18 protein-coding genes and 1 riboswitch are annotated in these 16,131 nt (G+C 44.8%); of the genes, 1 reads left to right on the top strand and 17 read right to left on the bottom strand.

Going from position 1 to position 16,131, the window contains the following annotated elements:
- Positions 1–172: 172 nt before the first annotated feature.
- The 5 genes from NZ043_RS23480 to NZ043_RS23460 all read right to left on the bottom strand — a co-directional run bounded on the left by NZ043_RS23480 (position 173) and on the right by NZ043_RS23460 (position 5,368).
- Positions 173–1,054, bottom strand: coding sequence for a carbohydrate ABC transporter permease (locus NZ043_RS23480; RefSeq protein WP_339309348.1), 882 nt, complete (start codon positions 1,052–1,054; stop codon positions 173–175).
- 15 nt (positions 1,055–1,069) lie between these two features.
- Positions 1,070–1,960: a sugar ABC transporter permease gene (locus NZ043_RS23475; RefSeq protein WP_036608160.1), complete on the bottom strand. Its 891-nt coding sequence runs from the start codon at positions 1,958–1,960 to the stop codon at positions 1,070–1,072.
- Positions 1,961–2,014: 54 nt separating this feature from the next.
- Entirely contained in the window at positions 2,015–3,280 is a 1,266-nt protein-coding gene (locus NZ043_RS23470; RefSeq protein ID WP_339309347.1) for an extracellular solute-binding protein, read from the bottom strand.
- Positions 3,281–3,367: 87 nt separating this feature from the next.
- Entirely contained in the window at positions 3,368–4,252 is an 885-nt protein-coding gene (locus tag NZ043_RS23465; RefSeq protein ID WP_339309346.1) for an AraC family transcriptional regulator, read from the bottom strand.
- Between the two features lie 117 nt (positions 4,253–4,369).
- Positions 4,370–5,368 (bottom strand): LacI family DNA-binding transcriptional regulator, encoded by a 999-nt coding sequence (locus NZ043_RS23460; protein ID WP_339309345.1) that lies wholly within the window; start codon positions 5,366–5,368, stop codon positions 4,370–4,372.
- A gap of 161 nt (positions 5,369–5,529) precedes the next feature.
- Here NZ043_RS23460 and NZ043_RS23455 point away from each other — a divergent pair, with 161 nt between their 5' ends.
- A complete protein-coding gene (locus NZ043_RS23455; protein ID WP_091016472.1) occupies positions 5,530–5,955 on the top strand; it encodes a MaoC family dehydratase in 426 nt (141 codons plus the stop codon).
- A 68-nt stretch (positions 5,956–6,023) separates the two neighbouring features.
- Here the strand turns inward: NZ043_RS23455 and NZ043_RS23450 are convergent, their stop codons facing one another.
- From NZ043_RS23450 to NZ043_RS23395, 12 genes are all read right to left on the bottom strand, one after another.
- On the bottom strand, positions 6,024–7,214 hold the full coding sequence (locus tag NZ043_RS23450) for a PLP-dependent aminotransferase family protein (protein WP_339309344.1): 1,191 nt from the start codon (positions 7,212–7,214) through the stop codon (positions 6,024–6,026).
- Positions 7,215–7,393: 179 nt separating this feature from the next.
- Positions 7,394–8,542, bottom strand: coding sequence for an NAD(P)/FAD-dependent oxidoreductase (locus tag NZ043_RS23445; RefSeq protein WP_339309343.1), 1,149 nt, complete (start codon positions 8,540–8,542; stop codon positions 7,394–7,396).
- Between the two features lie 6 nt (positions 8,543–8,548).
- On the bottom strand, positions 8,549–9,268 hold the full coding sequence (locus NZ043_RS23440) for a methyltransferase domain-containing protein (RefSeq protein WP_105598635.1): 720 nt from the start codon (positions 9,266–9,268) through the stop codon (positions 8,549–8,551).
- Entirely contained in the window at positions 9,255–10,412 is a 1,158-nt protein-coding gene (locus NZ043_RS23435) for a type III polyketide synthase (RefSeq protein ID WP_105598634.1), read from the bottom strand. Before NZ043_RS23435 ends, NZ043_RS23440 begins: the two co-directional genes overlap by 14 nt.
- Positions 10,413–10,669: 257 nt before the next feature.
- Complete coding sequence (locus NZ043_RS23430; protein ID WP_133384674.1) at positions 10,670–11,551, bottom strand: alpha/beta hydrolase; 882 nt, start codon at positions 11,549–11,551, stop codon at positions 10,670–10,672.
- A 163-nt stretch (positions 11,552–11,714) separates the two neighbouring features.
- Positions 11,715–12,095, bottom strand: a complete 381-nt coding sequence (locus NZ043_RS23425; protein ID WP_339309342.1) for a hypothetical protein — start codon at positions 12,093–12,095, stop codon at positions 11,715–11,717.
- Between the two features lie 31 nt (positions 12,096–12,126).
- Positions 12,127–12,390 carry a hypothetical protein gene (locus tag NZ043_RS23420; RefSeq protein ID WP_339309341.1) on the bottom strand — a complete coding sequence of 88 codons (264 nt, stop codon included), beginning with the start codon at positions 12,388–12,390 and terminating at the stop codon, positions 12,127–12,129.
- A 162-nt stretch (positions 12,391–12,552) separates the two neighbouring features.
- Complete coding sequence (locus NZ043_RS23415) at positions 12,553–12,909, bottom strand: MmcQ/YjbR family DNA-binding protein (RefSeq protein ID WP_133384672.1); 357 nt, start codon at positions 12,907–12,909, stop codon at positions 12,553–12,555.
- 142 nt (positions 12,910–13,051) lie between these two features.
- Positions 13,052–14,452 carry a DEAD/DEAH box helicase gene (locus NZ043_RS23410; RefSeq protein WP_091030807.1) on the bottom strand — a complete coding sequence of 467 codons (1,401 nt, stop codon included), beginning with the start codon at positions 14,450–14,452 and terminating at the stop codon, positions 13,052–13,054.
- Between the two features lie 117 nt (positions 14,453–14,569).
- The gene (locus tag NZ043_RS23405; RefSeq protein WP_091030808.1) at positions 14,570–14,884 is read right to left on the bottom strand and encodes a multidrug efflux SMR transporter; all 315 of its coding nucleotides are present in this window, start codon (positions 14,882–14,884) and stop codon (positions 14,570–14,572) included.
- Positions 14,884–15,222 (bottom strand): multidrug efflux SMR transporter, encoded by a 339-nt coding sequence (locus NZ043_RS23400; protein WP_133384669.1) that lies wholly within the window; start codon positions 15,220–15,222, stop codon positions 14,884–14,886. The genes NZ043_RS23405 and NZ043_RS23400 overlap by 1 nt, the downstream gene beginning before the upstream one ends.
- 101 nt (positions 15,223–15,323) lie before the next feature.
- Positions 15,324–15,424: riboswitch (guanidine-I (ykkC/yxkD leader) on the bottom strand.
- A 70-nt stretch (positions 15,425–15,494) separates the two neighbouring features.
- A complete protein-coding gene (locus tag NZ043_RS23395) occupies positions 15,495–16,124 on the bottom strand; it encodes a pentapeptide repeat-containing protein (protein ID WP_339309340.1) in 630 nt (209 codons plus the stop codon).
- Positions 16,125–16,131: the final 7 nt, after the last annotated feature.

Below are 16,131 nucleotides of genomic sequence, written 5' to 3'. Positions count from 1 at the left end.
TCCAGATATTCTCAGTTAAAGGTATCCTTTACTTATCAGATGGGATATATACGCAAAATATAGAATGCCAAAAAAGCCGCCCTCATGAGCGACTCTGATGATATAGAACGCTATTGCATTCCTATGAATTCGTTGATCTTGCTCTTTGAAATTCCCTATTTTCTATTTATCACTATCCTTTCACAGCACCCAAAGCAACACTCCCAATAATCTGTTTGGAAAATACAGAGAATACAATAATAATAGGCAGGATTGAGATCGCTACACCCAAATACAAGAGCCCATAATCCATTCCATAGTACCCCTGCACTAGCGCAACCAATACCGGAAGCGGATATTTATCCAGGGAGAAAAATAGCACCAGCGGTGTCAGGAAATTATTCCATGATCCAATAAACGTGAATATGCCAAGGGCGGCGATTGCCGGCCCCAGAATAGGCAGTACAATCTGATTAAACGTCCGGAACTCACCAGCACTGTCCACCCGCGCAGATTCTATAATCTCATCCGGGATGCTGCTCTCCATGAACTGTTTGATAAAAAATACATTAAACGCGTTAGCCGCAGCAGGCAAAATAATTGCGGCATAACTATCCAGAAGTCCCATCATGCTGAATAGTCGATATACGCCAATCAAAGCCAGTTGACCCGGCACCATCATGGTTGCTAACAGAAACAGGAACAACCCGTTTCGTCCTTTGAATTTAAATTTAGCAAATCCATAGGCAGTTAAGGCCCCAATATACAGAGATAATACGGTCGATGTTCCGGCAATAAATATGCTGTTGGCAAACCCACGCCATATGTTGATTTTGGATACCATGTTCAGATAGTTATCAATCAAGAATGACCCAGGGAGAAATGTAAACGTTGAAGCAATCGTTGCATTATTATGTGTGGAATAGATGAGCATCAGATAGAATGGAATAATACAGAGTACCGCTAGACCAATCAGCAACAAATAAATGATGATCTTGCCAGCCGTCAGTCGCCTTGTGTTGGCATAATGTTGAATTGCTGCATTTGGTTGTTCCATTGATTTTGCAGTTTGCATGAAGAACTCCCCTCCCTATGAACGGCTCTTGCGCTTGGTCATGATGAAGGATGCAACAGACAACAATATGATGATGATGAACAGGCAAAATGCGATGGCAGCGCCGTAACCAAAACGCGTGCTCTGAAATGCTACATTATAGAGATACATAATACTGGTCATGGCTGCCCGGTCAGGACCGCCGTTGCCGTTGGTTAGTGTAAATGGCTGATCGAAAATCTGGATGCCCCCAATAATAGATGTAATCATCTGAAACAGAATAATTGGGCGGAGCATCGGCACGATAATATGGATGAAAATATGTTTCTTTTTCGCGCCATCCATCTGGGCAGCCTCCAGCAGAGAAGGATCAATGCCCTGAAGACCAGCTAAGTAGATGACCATGGAATAGCCAAAGTATTGAAAAAACAAAATGGATGATACAATCAGACGCATAAACCAGGGATCATTTTTCCAGTTAATTGGATCTTGTATTATGCCGGTCTGCACCAAAAAATGATTTAGTCCGCCAGACTGCCAGTCAAAAATCAAGCTGACAAGTAGTCCAAGTGATGCCGCCGTAACGATGTTGGGAAAAAAGTATACGGCTCTGAAAAAGTCCCGTCCTTTGAGCAGCTTATCATTCAAGATAAAAGCCAACACAAGTGAGATTGTGAGCTGCGGAACTACAGATACGCCCCAGATGAATAACGTATTAAACAAGGTTTTGTAGAACAACGGGTCTTGTAATACGGCGACGTAGTTACCGATCCCTACAAAGTCAGGTGTCGTGATCCCATCAAAGTTGGTAAAACTGATGTAAAGCGAATATAAAATGGGATACAGCCCAAAAGTGGTGAAAATAATAAAAAACGGAGCAATGAAGTAGTAGCCGTAATGGTCCTTGCGAATCGTTTTGGCAAACATGTTCTATCCCCCCAGTTATCATCGGATGTGTATATTCATTCGCTTACTTATAAGCTAATCCACTTCCAGCTCCGGAAATCTCAAGGTAACATCACGTTTGATTCGCTTTACGACTTCTTCCTTGGTCTGAATGTCCTTATTGAGATATAACTGGAGTACAATCTTGTAGATATCATTGTTAATCGTGGCATCGTATTTGGTGCGTTCGTATACAGGTACCCGTTTTGCAGCCTCCGAAAAAAACTCGAAATGCTTCTGTCCTCCCAAATAAGACGATGAGAGAGACGGGGCAAGTTCATCATTCACAACCATGTTGCTGGTGAAATAATCCTGTTCTTTCGCTAACTCGGACAGGAAGTCGTGGTCAAAGTTATAAAACTCAATAAACTTCCAGGCCAGATCCTTTTTGTCACTTTTACTATACATCGCTATATAAGTTCCGCCTGCCCTAAACGCTGACGGTCCCTGAGCCAAGCCCCACATGCCTTCGGTATCCGGGGCGTTGGCCTTGAACGTATATTGCAGTGCCCAGGTTGCCCCGGGATAAAACATGACCTCTCCTTTTTGCATGGATGCAGCGTAACCTGCACTTCCATCTTCATACTCGGCAAGTACATTCCGCTCACGTGCTTCACGTACAAGATCGAGCACTTCCAAGTAAGTTGGATCGATGACAAGTTTGCCGTCCTTCACCCAAGGTATACCATCATATGAATTCGATATAGCGTTCCAATTCGCCAATGCATGCACTTTATTCCCGCTAAGTTGCTGTACCTTCTCTCCAATCTCGAAGATCTTCTCCCATGTATCGATCTGTGAACCCACCTGCTCAGGATCATCGGTGCCCAGATATTTCTTCGCCAAATCCCGACGATAGTAGATGCCCCCTGGTGTTCCCTGATAACCTATCGCTCTGACATTTCCCTCACTGTCCTGTTCATTGGCCTGAACAAAAGCATATTGTTCCTGAATAAGTTCATTGGCGTTATACGGTGAAGCTGATAAATTCTCCAGATATGGAACGTCAATCAGCTCTCGAATATTCGCATTTTCAATCATAAATACATCTGGAGCCTTCGAGGTTGTCTGTAGCGCAGATTTCAGCTTGGTGATATAGAAATTACCGGGGATGTTGACAAAGTTCACTTTGATGTCAGGATATTTCTGTTCGAATTTCTCGATGGCGTACCCTGCTTCATCTGTAAAACTCCACACGGTAATCTCCTGTTGCTTGGTTTGATTCGATGGACTGAACTGACAACCAGCTAACAACATCGCTGCACATACAAATACAATAGTTGGCTTAAACCACTTCTTCATAGGCCCCCTCCTTCAAAAAAAGGAAACGCTTACAATTTATTAGAGTATATTGATTTTGGAGAGGGCTTTCTCCACAAATATTGTGCATTATCCTCCATATTTTGTCATATTCGTACGATGTTTCTTACGAAATTCGGAGGGTGTGCAGTCATTATATTTTTTGAAAAGACGATTATAGGAGTTAACATTGTTAAATCCATGTCCGATCGCAATTTCCAGAATCGTATCCTGACGGAACAATAAGGCCCACTCGGATTTGATAATTCGAAAATGATTCAAGTATTCCATCAGTGTTACTCCCTTGATCTCTTTGAACAGTTTGCAGACATGGAACTTGCTGAATTTAATATGTTCAGCTACCTGTTCCAGCTTAATCGGCTCAGCATAGTGCTCCTCTAGGTATTCACAGACCGATTCAAGGAATTCAAATTTTTTGGAAGAAGTACATGCCCATCCTGAAGATGAAGATTCATCGGTGGTAACCGGTACTTTTGTACGTAATAAAAGTATGATGAGATCATACAACCTGGATACCATTAACCATCGGTATCCTGGCTTCTGATTTTTCTTCTCGGTAATGATGTCATCTATATATTGAGTCAGATTGCTCTGACTTCCCGTATTTGAGGGAATAACTGTTGTTTTGTTGAAAAGTTGTCCGAGATCCTGAATTTCGGCTTCGGTGGTGAAACTCCCGGTTAACAATTCGAGTCGGAACAAGATAATGGTCAAATGTTCGGTCCCCGGCAAAAAGCAGTGCACATCCCCTGGTTTGATCAGCAGCACATCCCCTTTTTCCAACTCACACACGTGGTCGTTCACGCCAATTCTGGCGCTCTTTCCATTGACGAGAACCAGTTCAACCTCATCATGCCAGTGTGCAGCATAATTGAACTGATTTCCTGTATGAATTACCCGAATGGGAAAACCTTCTTGCATATGGCCTGTCTCCAAAAAAGTGGGTACGCCCATCGTATCAACCTCCATTTATTTCCAACGCAAAAAAACTCCTCGTCTTTATATTATGCATTAATGGCTACTCTCCTTTCTTTTTAAGTATTTAAAATTCTATAGAATGCAAAAAACTCCTCAACTCAGGTTGAGGAGCCGAACAGAATCACGTTCCACGCATTGGATGTCCAGTGTATATAACGTCTCTACGATCTCTCCGTTCAGCAGTTGGAAGAGAACATGACCTGCCAGCTGGCCTGCATCCCTCTTCGGCTGACGAAATGTGGTTAGAGGTGGATTCATGTATTGAGATGCAGGTATATTGTCAAAGCCAATTACGGATAACTGCTCAGGTATTGAGATATCATGCTCCCTGAAGGCTTCCAAGCCGCCGATCGCCATTTCATCATTTGCAAAAAATACAGCGGATGGCAACTCTCCTTCAAGCAGTTTCTTGGCTGCATTGTAGCCATCTTGCTTCATGTATTGTCCGCCAATTTTCCATTCGGGGTTCTCTTCAATGCCTGCCTCCTTCAAGGCTTTCAAATAACCTTGATAACGATGGAGATTACATTCCGATTGTGACGGGCCACTAATATAAGCTATTGTCCGATGCCCTTTATCGATCAGATAACGGGTAGCCAAGTAACCACCTTGCGTATCACTCATCAAAACCTTTACAATATGTTGAGCATCCAGATCCCGATCCATGACAACAATCGGAAAGCCTGCTTCAGATGCTTCAACAAGCAACTGATCTTGAATATTCTGAGCGATAACAATAGCTCCGTCAATTCTTCTTTCACGAATGTAACGATGGGCTGTCGACTTCTCTCCACCCAACGAACTACATACGATCATATCGTATCCATGACTCATAACGACGGTTTCTATTCCGTTCACCAAATCCGAGAAATACGGACTCGACATGTCATGGACAATAACACCAATGGTTTGTGTACTATTTCGTTTTAATTCCGATGCAGGACCATGCCTAACGTAATTGAGTTGAGTCGCTGCCTCAAGTACTCGAAGTCTTGTCGGCTCACTTACATTCCCTTTATCGTTGAGTACACAAGATACGGTCGAACTGGCTACACCAGCCATCTTGGCTACATCTTTAATCGTTGTCATCATATATACTCCTCAAAGACAGTTTCATCTGTTTAGTCCATTATGGCAGTAACACAGCAATACACACGGGATAGTTCACTAGCATTTTAACACGTCAGTCCAGTCATGTCTCTTAGCAAAACATCAACTACGAAAAAACATATTAAAGAAACCGAGGTGCCTTCATGAGATTTAGTGAATATGTAATAGGTCAGCGCTACGAAACCACATCCTTGGCATTATCCAAGAGTGATATTATTGAGTTTGCCACAATCTATGACCCACAGTACATGCATTTGGATGAGGAAAAGGCCAAGCAAGGCCGATTCGGCAGTTTAATTGCTTCTGGCATGCAAACGATGAATATCTCCTTTAAATTATGGATTGAGGTTGGGGTCTATGGAGAGCATGTCGTGGCGGGCACCGGGATGAATAACATTCAATTCCTGAAACCTGTCTTTCCGGATGATGAACTTCATGTCATTGCAGAAGTCATTGGACTGTCTCCCAGACGAAAAGGAAATGGAATTGTTACGGTGCTGCTGAGTACTTTCAATCAGAAGAATCAAAAGGTATTTCAGGCAGAATTAAGTGCATTAATCGATAATTAAGGACGAGAAAAAGCCCAAAAAAGCCGCCAATTGGCGGCTTTTCGTAGATATATCACATTGAAGCATTTTTAAGCGTTATAACCTTTCAATACCTGCCCCAAAATCTCTACGCCCTTGACAATCTGTTCGTCTGACGGGGTTGAGAAATTAAGTCTGATGGCATTACAAGGGTCTTGCTCGTTCACCAGGAATGCATTTCCCGGTACAACCGCAACCCCTTGAGCTGCCGCTGTCTTGGCATAATCAAGCATTGGCACATGTGCTGGCAGATCACACCAGAGGAACAGTCCACCATCCGGTTGGGTATAGGTAATGGACTCACCCATATGCTCTTGCAGCTTGTCCATCATTAATGTTGCTTTTCTCCGATAGACCTCACGAATACTGTTAATATGCCCTGCATAGTCATACTCTGTCATGAACTTGTACGCCAGGATCTGTGGAAGCATGGCCGTATGTACATCTTCTCCCTGTTTGGCAACAACCATCTTCTCCACGACTTCATGTGGTGCTTGTACAAAACCAACACGCAGTCCCGCCGACAGAATTTTAGAGAATGATCCAACATAGATGACCAGCCCCTCATCATCCATAGATTTGATGGTTGGCACATCTTCTCCATTGAATCGAAGTTCTCCGTACGGGTTATCTTCCAAAATCATAACGCCATACTTCTTAGCCAGCTCGTATATGGCCTTACGTTTCGCAAGACTCGTTGTTACACCCGTCGGATTCTGAAAACTTGGGATCACGTAGATCAGTTTCACATTAGGCTCCGTTTGCAGCGCCTGTTCCAGCTTCTCGATATCCATACCGTCCATCTCCATCGGAACGCCAGCAAGCTTTGCACCGGATGCCCGGAAGGAGTTCAAGGAACCGATAAAGCTCGGACTCTCACAGATAATTGTATCCCCTTCATTACAGAACACTTTACAGGCAAGTTCAATTCCCTGCTGCGCTCCAGATACGATTAACAATTGATCGGCTGCAGTCCCTGTATCAAACCCTGTCTTCAAATGTTGAGTCAATGCTTCCCTGAGGGGAACATATCCTTCCGTAATTCCATATTGCAGAGCCGTGACCGGGTCATGCTCCAGAATGGATTGGGTGAACGTGCGAATCGCCTCAATAGGAAAGGTTTCCGGAGCGGGATTACCCGCAGCGAATGGAATTACATTTTGACCCGAAGAAGCCTTCAGAATCTCACGAATAATGGATGGTTGCAGTGCTGCGATACGATTGGAAAATGAATAGTTCATCTTAAATAGTGCCTCCCGACATTTCATCTGAATTAACTCTCTATCATTACATTAGATTCTATTATACGAGCATTTCCCGAATTTCCAAACTGTCTCCACAAAATTAATGTTTATACGCCAAAAAAGAGGCCGCTGTCAGCAACCTCTTTCGCATAAGTATCGAGCAAAATTTCAGCCTATTAGCGCGCTGCGTTCATCTCGGATAACCGTGTGGCCTTCACAACATAAGCGGCTAGACCTGGGATCATCCGAGCCAGACCAGGATAGAATTTATTGGTTTTGGCAAAAGCCAGCTTTTGAATTCTTCTTGCGCGTCTGAGCAATTGAGTGAATTCCCGGCTTGCTTCCAGCGTGTAATTACTCTGCCAATCGGCATGTTCAATGTCGCCTTGCAGGTACTTGTCAGTCCACCTTGCACACAGGAGTGAAGAGCGAAGGGCAATGGACATTCCGTCTCCACATAAGGGCGGTATCATCAGCATGGCATCCCCAATATGCGGATATTGGGACCACGGTTCTGGAACATTTGACAGATGCAGCGGTGCAATCGACACTTGCGTTCCATCTACAGGCTTTCCTTCGGCTAAACGGGCTGCCAAACTCACGTTTGTCAGGGATGCCGCCTGTAAAATATCGTTTACAGACGTGCCACTTCCCTGGACGGTATCCAGTGTCAACAATGCGGCGACATTCACAATGTCATCCTCAATTGGGGAAATGCCCACGTAACCACCTTGGCAAAAATATAACTCTACCCGTGCGGGAATCTCTATCCCGCTGAAGTGGGACTTAACGCCAACGTATACGGTTTGGTCCCGCAGATCAGGTGCGGAAGCCATCCCGCGCAGCTTTTTGGTCCCATGTGCTCCGATGACGGCTTTGGCTCTGTAACTGATCCGCTCATCTCCCTGTTTCACCTGAACCTCATAACTGGCATCCTCAAGCTGCTCGATGGTCGTTATGATCGCTTTGGTCACAATCTGGGCTCCGGCCTCCAGAGCCTTCTGATGCAAAATCTGGTCCAGCTCATATCGACTTATGCCATATGCAAATCCCGGCAGCGGTGCTTCGATCACTCCGCCTTGTGGCATAACGATTTTGGCATGATCCATGGTGCTGGGTTTCTTCGACCGGTCCAGAAGGTGAATATCCAGAACTTCTAACATCTCCTTGGTTTCGGGTGACATGAACTCACCGCAGGTTTTGTGTCGCGGGAACTCCTGGCGATCCAGCAAAAGGGTCCGATGTCCTTTCCCTGCCAGTTGCATTGCACATGTACTGCCGGCAATTCCGGCTCCGATGACAATCACATCTATCGATTTCGACACGTAAGATCACCTGCCTTTCGTGGGAATAACAACAGAGTAACGGAATAACGGCTTCCATTCATAGGTCATCGTATCATGATTTAGCCGTTGTTTAAGTTCCTTCCAATCCCTCCCTGTAAAACCTTTGGCGACGGAAAGAGGCCCATCATGACGAATATAACGATTGCGCGAGATCATCCGTGTAGTAATCCAGACCGCCTTATAGGATACGGGGTGGCGGTGAATATCATTAATGACGACACCGTATCTGGATGCTCGCAGCATATGAGAAACCATATCAACCAGCTGATCTCCGTCAAAATGATGTACAAACTGGGAACCTGTCACGATATCTGCTGAAGCATCCGGCAGTTGTGTAAGATCAGCACGTTGTACCCGGACTCGGGGTTCGTGACGGAATAGTTGTCTCGCTTCCTCACACGCTTCTTCCGTCAGATCAACCAGCGTAATTTCCAGCTGAACACCCTGACGATCTGCCCATTGTAGTAGTTTTTGGTTCACATCTCCTGAACCTGCTCCCACATCCAGCAGAGTCAGCTTATCCGGCCTGCCGACAGAGTTCCACAACTTCTCTACACCAGCGAGAGTTGGGCCAGGTGCTGCAAATATTTTGTTAAGACGTCTCAGATGTCTGAGCGCTTCACGCAGCTCCTCCCCTCCTAGAGAGAAGTCATCCATCAGTTCATCTTCCTTGGCTCGAATGGACAATGTTCTAAAAAAGGACATGATCGTGCTCCTCCATCACTGAAGATAATGAGTGTACATAAGTGAATTTCATCAACTCTGCGGTGAGTCCCGGTCCAAATGCCATGGCTACACCATCTGTAGAGGATTGACCCTGTGCCTTCATGTCCTCACGCATCGCGTTCAGTACAAACAGAATGGTATTGGAAGATAAGTTACCATACGTTCTGAGGACATCCCTGCTATACTTTGTTTGCTCGTCTCGCAGTTTCATTACATTCTGTACAGAGTCCACAATCCCACGTCCTCCCGGATGAATGGCCCACAGTTCAGGAAGCTGTTCACTTTGCAATAAGAGACGCAGTTCCTCTTCCAGGTGAACACCTAACAGCTTTGGAATACGAGGGGATAGATACAGGTCATACCCCAGATTCCCTACCTCCCAGGTCATATCTTCAGTCGAATCCGGAAGAAGCACAGAATAACCCGTGCCCAGACTCAGAACATTCTTGTGCTGAGGTTCTGGTGTACCCACTACACAGGAAGAAGCAGCGTCTCCGAAGAATGAAGCTGCAAACAGCGCTTCCCGATCTTGTACGGGCTGAAAATGAATGGTGCACAACTCTACACAGACCACAAGGACCTGTGATCCGGGAGCTCCCTGCACAACATCTCGTGCCATCTGAATGGCTTTCAACCCTGCCGCACACCCCTGAAAGATCAGCGGCAGTCGATTAACTCGGGCAGACAAACCCAAATGACGGATGAGCATAACATCAAGACCCGGCAGATATTGACCGGTGCAGCTGACCGTGATGATATGCGTGATACTCTTTGGAGATACGCCTGAATCCTCCAGGGCTTTCTCTGCCGCCTCAATCCCGAGTGGAAGCGCCTCTCGCTTGTATGTATTCATTCGTTCTTCGGTTGTCGGGATGTCTGATCGCTCACCAGAGGGCAGATAACGGCATTCTTCCAGTGAACCCAGATAGCTCGGTTCCACGGTATATCGTGTTTCAACACCACAGGACTTGAATATTCGTCTGGCAAAACGGGCCAAATCTGGCCGATCCTGAAGAGAAGAAGCGATTAGTTCTGCAATATCTGACTGCGCTACGGGGTGAGCAGGTAGAGCCGTTCCCATGCCAAGAATCGCGATATCGGATGGACTGTTATATTGGTTCATAATAAACCTCCTGGTATTGGTCATTATTTCCTCTAATTTAACAACTCTTACCCTTAACGATATCGTTATAATCTCAATAAGGCTCCTAATCCAGTTTATTAACACATCCTCAAGCTCAGAAGCTTGGTTTCATCAAGCCATTGAAGCAGTCACACCAATGAATGAAAAAAAGCCGCCATTAGGCGACTTCAAGGTATCTTTTTAAATAACTTTCTCAAATAATTTCTAACCACTTCTCAACGTCGTTCTGATGTACGTTATTTGGAAAATGCTTCTCTGATCTTGTCACTCATCCGGTACCAGGCATCCTCAGCCATCTGGAGATCGCCAAAATGCGTAAATCCGTGAGCGGCTCCCTCGTACTCCTTAAGAGTCACCTTAACACCGCTTGCTTCCAGCCTTGCTGCATATGTTCTTGCTTCTTGGGCCAGTGAATCTTTCTCCGCGGTAATAATCAATGCTTCCGGGAGACCCTGCAATGATGTTGCGAGCACAGGTGAAGCCAACGGGTCTTGCGCATCTTCTGGCGTTTCAAGGTACATGGCATTAAACGTTCTGGCGATCTCGGCTGGAATGGCTTCTTCAAAACTCGGTTTCTCGGCCGGATCTGTAGCCACATCCAATACGGCATAATCCATAACTTGCAGAACAATTGGCAGCTCGCTACCACGTTGCTGGTTCAGTAAACACACTGCTGCCGCAAGATTACCACCAGCACTATGCCCACCAATGGCGAATAGAGATGGGTTCACCGAGAAGGATTCCGGATTGCCATGGACCCACTGTACAACGTCGTAACATTCATGGACTGCCGTTGGGAACTTGTGCTCCGGTGCAAGACTGTAATCGATATTAACGACCACACAATCGGCACGATCAGCGATCAGGCGACACCATGGATCATCCATCTCTGCTTGTCCCAAGATGAAACCACCCCCATGCATATTAAAGAAGACCGGCAGAGGAGCGGAATGGTCCCTATCCGGTGTATACACAAGTACACGTGTATCACCTTTAGTTGTAGGAATCATGACTTCTTCTACTGTGACAGCATACGTGGAACTGGGTTGAAGAGCTGAACCTGTACCGACGACATTTTGACGCATACGTTGTACCATTGACAGTTGTTGTTGATCCATAGATATCACTCCTTTAGTGGATTGCCAATACGCCTACTTCCGTTGTCACTTAAGTATAGATGACATTCGTCTATTCCGTCATGTGCAATTCATTCGATATGTATTGATCAACATGCTCAAACGTGGACCAAAATTACCTTCCCCTGCTCATAATGCTTCAATGTTAACATTCAGTGCCAGGAGATCGGTTTGGGTCCGTGCTTGTTTCCTGTTTTTTCTGGAACATCATCCAGACCCCCATCAAACAAAATAAAATGCTGCACCCCATGCCAAACAAGCTACTGGTTTTTAATGCAAGAGGTGAGCCTTGCATGGTAAGTAATGTCGCTTGGGTCACCACGATGGATACCATCGCATCGGTGAAGTTAATCATTTTTAATGTAGATATGATCGGGTTATGGAGATGACGGTTCGCCCAGGTACCATACACGGCAAAAACCAGCTTGGTAAAAGCCACTGTAGATACGATATACACGATGTTACCCTCATATATGAAGGCATCGCCGATTAGATACATTCGCAGGCAGACCAGTGAATAGGACATGCCCAGAAAACACAGGAAAAGACCACCGCGCTTATAGACCGTAAGCTCTAATGTATATCTTTTCCTTTGGAGACTTCATCCTTTTGGCAACTTTATATTTTTGAAGCACCTGTCCTTTGGCTACACACAGAATCAGATAATATACCGCATTTGTAATGAACCATCCGGAAAGCAGATATATTCCCAGGATTAACTTGCCTATTCCGATCAAAGCATTGATAACAAGGGATACAACGTTGATCATGGCTGTTCGATCTTGTTTATTTCCAAGGTAACGGTCCCACACGGACTTCATGTATGTCTTCATTTCCATATGATATTCAATCTACTTGGCCAGCAGACCAGTGGCTTTTTTACATACCTCATAATATATATTTCTTCTTTCTTACCTTATTGGCGAAGCTCGGCACGTCCTTTATACGATACATAAATGTGTGTTAAATCAAATAGAAATGTCTCACGATTCGGCCAGAGATTCCCGAATCCTTTTCGGAAGGGATTGGACAACCATATCATAAGAGTGATCGATCATGACGTAGACATCCTCATCGGACAATGAACCATCCAGCGTAATGGTATTCCAGTGTTTTTTGTTCATATGATATCCCGGTTGAACTGCTTCATGCTGCTCTCTCAGGTTCTCTGCAATAACGGGATCACATTTTAGGTTTAAGAGACCGTGCTTTTCTTTGTTTTCAAAAATAAGCGCGAACATCTTACCCGCAACCTTAATCGCGACTGGATCAGGCCCAAATGGATAATCCTTGGTCGCACCTTTCTTGTTCAAACTGTATTCAATCATCGTTTCCTTCAAGTCAGTACCTCCCTTTCACCAGTGGACGATATAATGATACCGAATGTAAGTTCGTATGTAAATAAGCTTGTTGCACATAAAAGCACATAATAAAACCTCCTCCATATCAATGGAGAAGGTTTTATCTGGATTTATTTAGATCTTAATTGGCTCTATCATTCCTAGTTTTGCTGCTGCGGCTGAAGGAGCCATGGTTTGATTTACTGCTACTGCTGTTTGATCTACTGCTATTCGGTCTACCGTCGTTTGAACGACTACTGTTTGATTTACCACTCTTGGCAAACCATTCGGATTTGGGCTTGCGCGCCGGGTTAGCTTTGGACTTCGCCGGTTTGCCTGCAGCCGATTTGTTGAACGAAGGTTTACTGCCTGCTGCTTTGCTGGTTTTATCAAACACAGGTACACCTGTCATTGGATACGGATGACCTTTCACTTCAGGAATCGTCTTTTTGATTACTTTCTCGATATCCTTCAGGAATGGAAGTTCATCCTTCTCACAGAACGAAATTGCCATCCCGCTTTTGCCAGCTCGACCTGTACGGCCAATACGGTGAACATACGTTTCCGGGATGTTAGGCAGGTTAAAGTTAATGACATGTGACAGTTCCTCCACGTCAATTCCTCGTGCCGCGATATCCGTCGCAACTAATACACGTGTTGCACCACTCTTGAAGTTGTTCAGTGCCCGTTGTCTCTCGTTCTGAGACTTGTTGCCATGAATAGCCTGTGCCGTAACGTTCACTTTGGCCAAATCACGTGTAACCCGGTCAGCGCCGCGCTTCGTGCGTGTGAACACCAATGCCGTGACGATGGATTTATCCTCCAAAATTTGGTTCAACATATGTTGCTTCTTGCCGTTCTCCAGCAAATATATAGACTGCTCAATGCGGTCTACTGTTGAAGATACCGGTGTGATTTCTACTTTGACTGGATCAACCAGCAGGGTTTTAACCATTTTGGTGATTTCAGGAGGCATTGTAGCTGAGAAGAACAGCGTCTGCTTTTTGTTCGGCATTTTGGCAATAATTCTTTTCACATCATGAATGAAGCCCATGTCCAACATCCGGTCTGCTTCATCCAGAACAAGAATCTCAACCATCTTCAGATCAATACGTTTCTGATTAATCAGATCGTTCAATCTGCCAGGTGTTGCGATAATAATATCTGCACCTTGATTCAGCGCACGCTCTTGTACTTTTTGCGAAACGCCGCCAACGATTGCCGTACAACGAATGTCCGTATACCGGCTATATACCTTGATGTTATCCGCGATCTGAATAGCCAGTTCTCGTGTTGGTGTCAAAATTAATGAGCGAATATGTCGTGCGGACTTGGGTCCTTTGGATCTTTCGCTTAATAATTGAATGATCGGCACCGAGAATGCTGCTGTCTTGCCTGTTCCTGTCTGTGCACATCCCAGCAGATCTCTGCCAGCTAATACAGCTGGTATGGCCTGTTCCTGTATAGGGGTAGGATTAGTATAATTTGCTTTGCTTAACCCTTCCATAATAGAGGGGATAATATTTAAGTCCTTAAATGTCATGTTGTCTCCTTCATTTACGCACATCTATCAATAAGACGCATCTTTTATTTCACACGTAACGTATAAGGATACCATTAAAAACGTAATCTGTACATTATCTTTTTAATATCACTTTGTTTAACTGACCAATTTAAGACCGACTGCCGATCCAAGCACCATAGCGATAAACAGAATTCTTAGGGCATTTCGAGGTTCTCCGTAAAACACCATGCCAAGAATAGCACCGCCGGAAGCTCCGATTCCCGTCCATACCGCATATGCTGTCCCCATCGGAAGAGTTTCCATCGCAAGGGACAGGAACAGGAAACTCAATCCAAACCCGGCTACCAATAGAACCAGTGAAATGAGATTACGGTCTTTGTGCAACTTGTTTATCATCAGCACTCCGATCATCTCAAATACCCCTGCCAAGATAAGAAATACCCAGTTCATTATAGCTGCACCTCCTTATTCTTCTCTTTGCTCAGCATTTTAAGCCCGATTACGCCGAGTAAAAGTACACCAATGAGTACCATTTTTCCGGTTTGGATAGGTGCATTAAACAGAAAAATCTCTGCAAGCACTGTACCTGCGGTACCCAGGCCAACAAATACTGCATACACGGTTCCCACAGGCAGTGTCCGCGAAGCTGCAATCATCAAGGAGAAACTAATGATAATTGCAACCAATGTAAACCCCCATTCCAGCAGACCACTGGCATGTTTCAATCCAATGACCCAACCCACTTCAAACAACGCAGCAATCACAACTGACATCCACGTTTTATTCATTCCTGTAACTCCCTTTCTCTAATTCATTTTTTTACACCTAGTATGGGTACATTAGCGTAAAAACAAAAAAAGCCCGGGAAACAAACTGCATGTAGCAGTTCATCTCCCAGGCTTTTATCCCTCCGTGGCACAACCAACAGGTTGTGGGTTTTCTCTCGGACCAGACCGACACATCCATCGCGGAACCCTAGAAAACCTGTTTTTATTCTAATGTGTCTCCAATTATACACACTTCCACTATCTTGGCAACCCTGATATTATGATCATGTTATTTATTTGATAATCAAACCCATTAATCCTACAAATGTGGCGGCTTGATGTGGTGAAATCACACAACCGTGGAGATCTTCCATGGTCAGCACCAAGGAGTCAAATTCGCAATCGCTAAGATCCAAATCCTTCATTTTGGTCCCCGTTAAGGAAGTTTGGTCGATGTTACATTGACTGAACTCCATTTTTTGCAGTGCCAGATAGGCAAAGTCCGCACCAATCAAGGTACATTCCGAGAAGGAGACCTGTTTCAGATGGGCAAAACGGAAGTTGCTGTAGTCACCTAGACCATGAAGGAAACTGACATTTTGCAATCGACTATTGGAAAAATCAGTTCCGACAAACTTGCAGTTATGCCATTCGATCCGATGCATGAAGGCACTAGAGAGGTTGACATTGGAGAAGTCGCAGTGTTCGAACCGGACATCGGTGAATTCGAATTGTTCCAAGGTAGACTCCGAGATTGTCACATGTCTAAATACAACATTTTCAAAGGAAACCTTACTCGCTTCCTGTTGATCCAATGTAATGTTCTCGATCAGTTTGTGTTTGTACTCCACTTTGGATTCCAGGAATGCAATCGTTTCCGGTTCGAGCAACTGCTCCTGAATCTTGGGTTTGTCCATTTTCATCCCGTAT

The organism is Paenibacillus sp. FSL k6-2145, assembly GCF_037976585.1.
Taxonomy (GTDB): domain Bacteria; phylum Bacillota; class Bacilli; order Paenibacillales; family Paenibacillaceae; genus Paenibacillus.
Note: the sequence above shows the minus strand (reverse complement) of the source record. Positions and strands in the feature narration are given on the sequence as shown.

What these genes read in the sequence shown, in the direction of transcription:
- NZ043_RS23465 (WP_339309346.1), bottom strand. Translation starts at nt 4,252, where the DNA reads ATGGGCGTACCCACTTTTTTGGAGACAGGCCATATGCAAGAAGGTTTT.
- NZ043_RS23450 (WP_339309344.1), bottom strand. Translation starts at nt 7,214, where the DNA reads ATGAACTATTCATTTTCCAATCGTATCGCAGCACTGCAACCATCCATT.
- NZ043_RS23405 (WP_091030808.1), bottom strand. Translation starts at nt 14,884, where the DNA reads ATGAACTGGGTATTTCTTATCTTGGCAGGGGTATTTGAGATGATCGGA.
- NZ043_RS23475 (WP_036608160.1), bottom strand. Translation starts at nt 1,960, where the DNA reads ATGTTTGCCAAAACGATTCGCAAGGACCATTACGGCTACTACTTCATT.
- NZ043_RS23440 (WP_105598635.1), bottom strand. Translation starts at nt 9,268, where the DNA reads ATGTCCTTTTTTAGAACATTGTCCATTCGAGCCAAGGAAGATGAACTG.
- NZ043_RS23460 (WP_339309345.1), bottom strand. Translation starts at nt 5,368, where the DNA reads ATGATGACAACGATTAAAGATGTAGCCAAGATGGCTGGTGTAGCCAGT.
- NZ043_RS23455 (WP_091016472.1), top strand. Translation starts at nt 5,530, where the DNA reads ATGAGATTTAGTGAATATGTAATAGGTCAGCGCTACGAAACCACATCC.
- NZ043_RS23480 (WP_339309348.1), bottom strand. Translation starts at nt 1,054, where the DNA reads ATGCAAACTGCAAAATCAATGGAACAACCAAATGCAGCAATTCAACAT.
- NZ043_RS23410 (WP_091030807.1), bottom strand. Translation starts at nt 14,452, where the DNA reads ATGACATTTAAGGACTTAAATATTATCCCCTCTATTATGGAAGGGTTA.
- NZ043_RS23430 (WP_133384674.1), bottom strand. Translation starts at nt 11,551, where the DNA reads ATGGATCAACAACAACTGTCAATGGTACAACGTATGCGTCAAAATGTC.
- NZ043_RS23470 (WP_339309347.1), bottom strand. Translation starts at nt 3,280, where the DNA reads ATGAAGAAGTGGTTTAAGCCAACTATTGTATTTGTATGTGCAGCGATG.
- NZ043_RS23400 (WP_133384669.1), bottom strand. Translation starts at nt 15,222, where the DNA reads ATGAATAAAACGTGGATGTCAGTTGTGATTGCTGCGTTGTTTGAAGTG.
- NZ043_RS23420 (WP_339309341.1), bottom strand. Translation starts at nt 12,390, where the DNA reads ATGAAGTCCGTGTGGGACCGTTACCTTGGAAATAAACAAGATCGAACA.
- NZ043_RS23395 (WP_339309340.1), bottom strand. Translation starts at nt 16,124, where the DNA reads ATGAAAATGGACAAACCCAAGATTCAGGAGCAGTTGCTCGAACCGGAA.
- NZ043_RS23435 (WP_105598634.1), bottom strand. Translation starts at nt 10,412, where the DNA reads ATGAACCAATATAACAGTCCATCCGATATCGCGATTCTTGGCATGGGA.
- NZ043_RS23425 (WP_339309342.1), bottom strand. Translation starts at nt 12,095, where the DNA reads ATGTCCTATTCACTGGTCTGCCTGCGAATGTATCTAATCGGCGATGCC.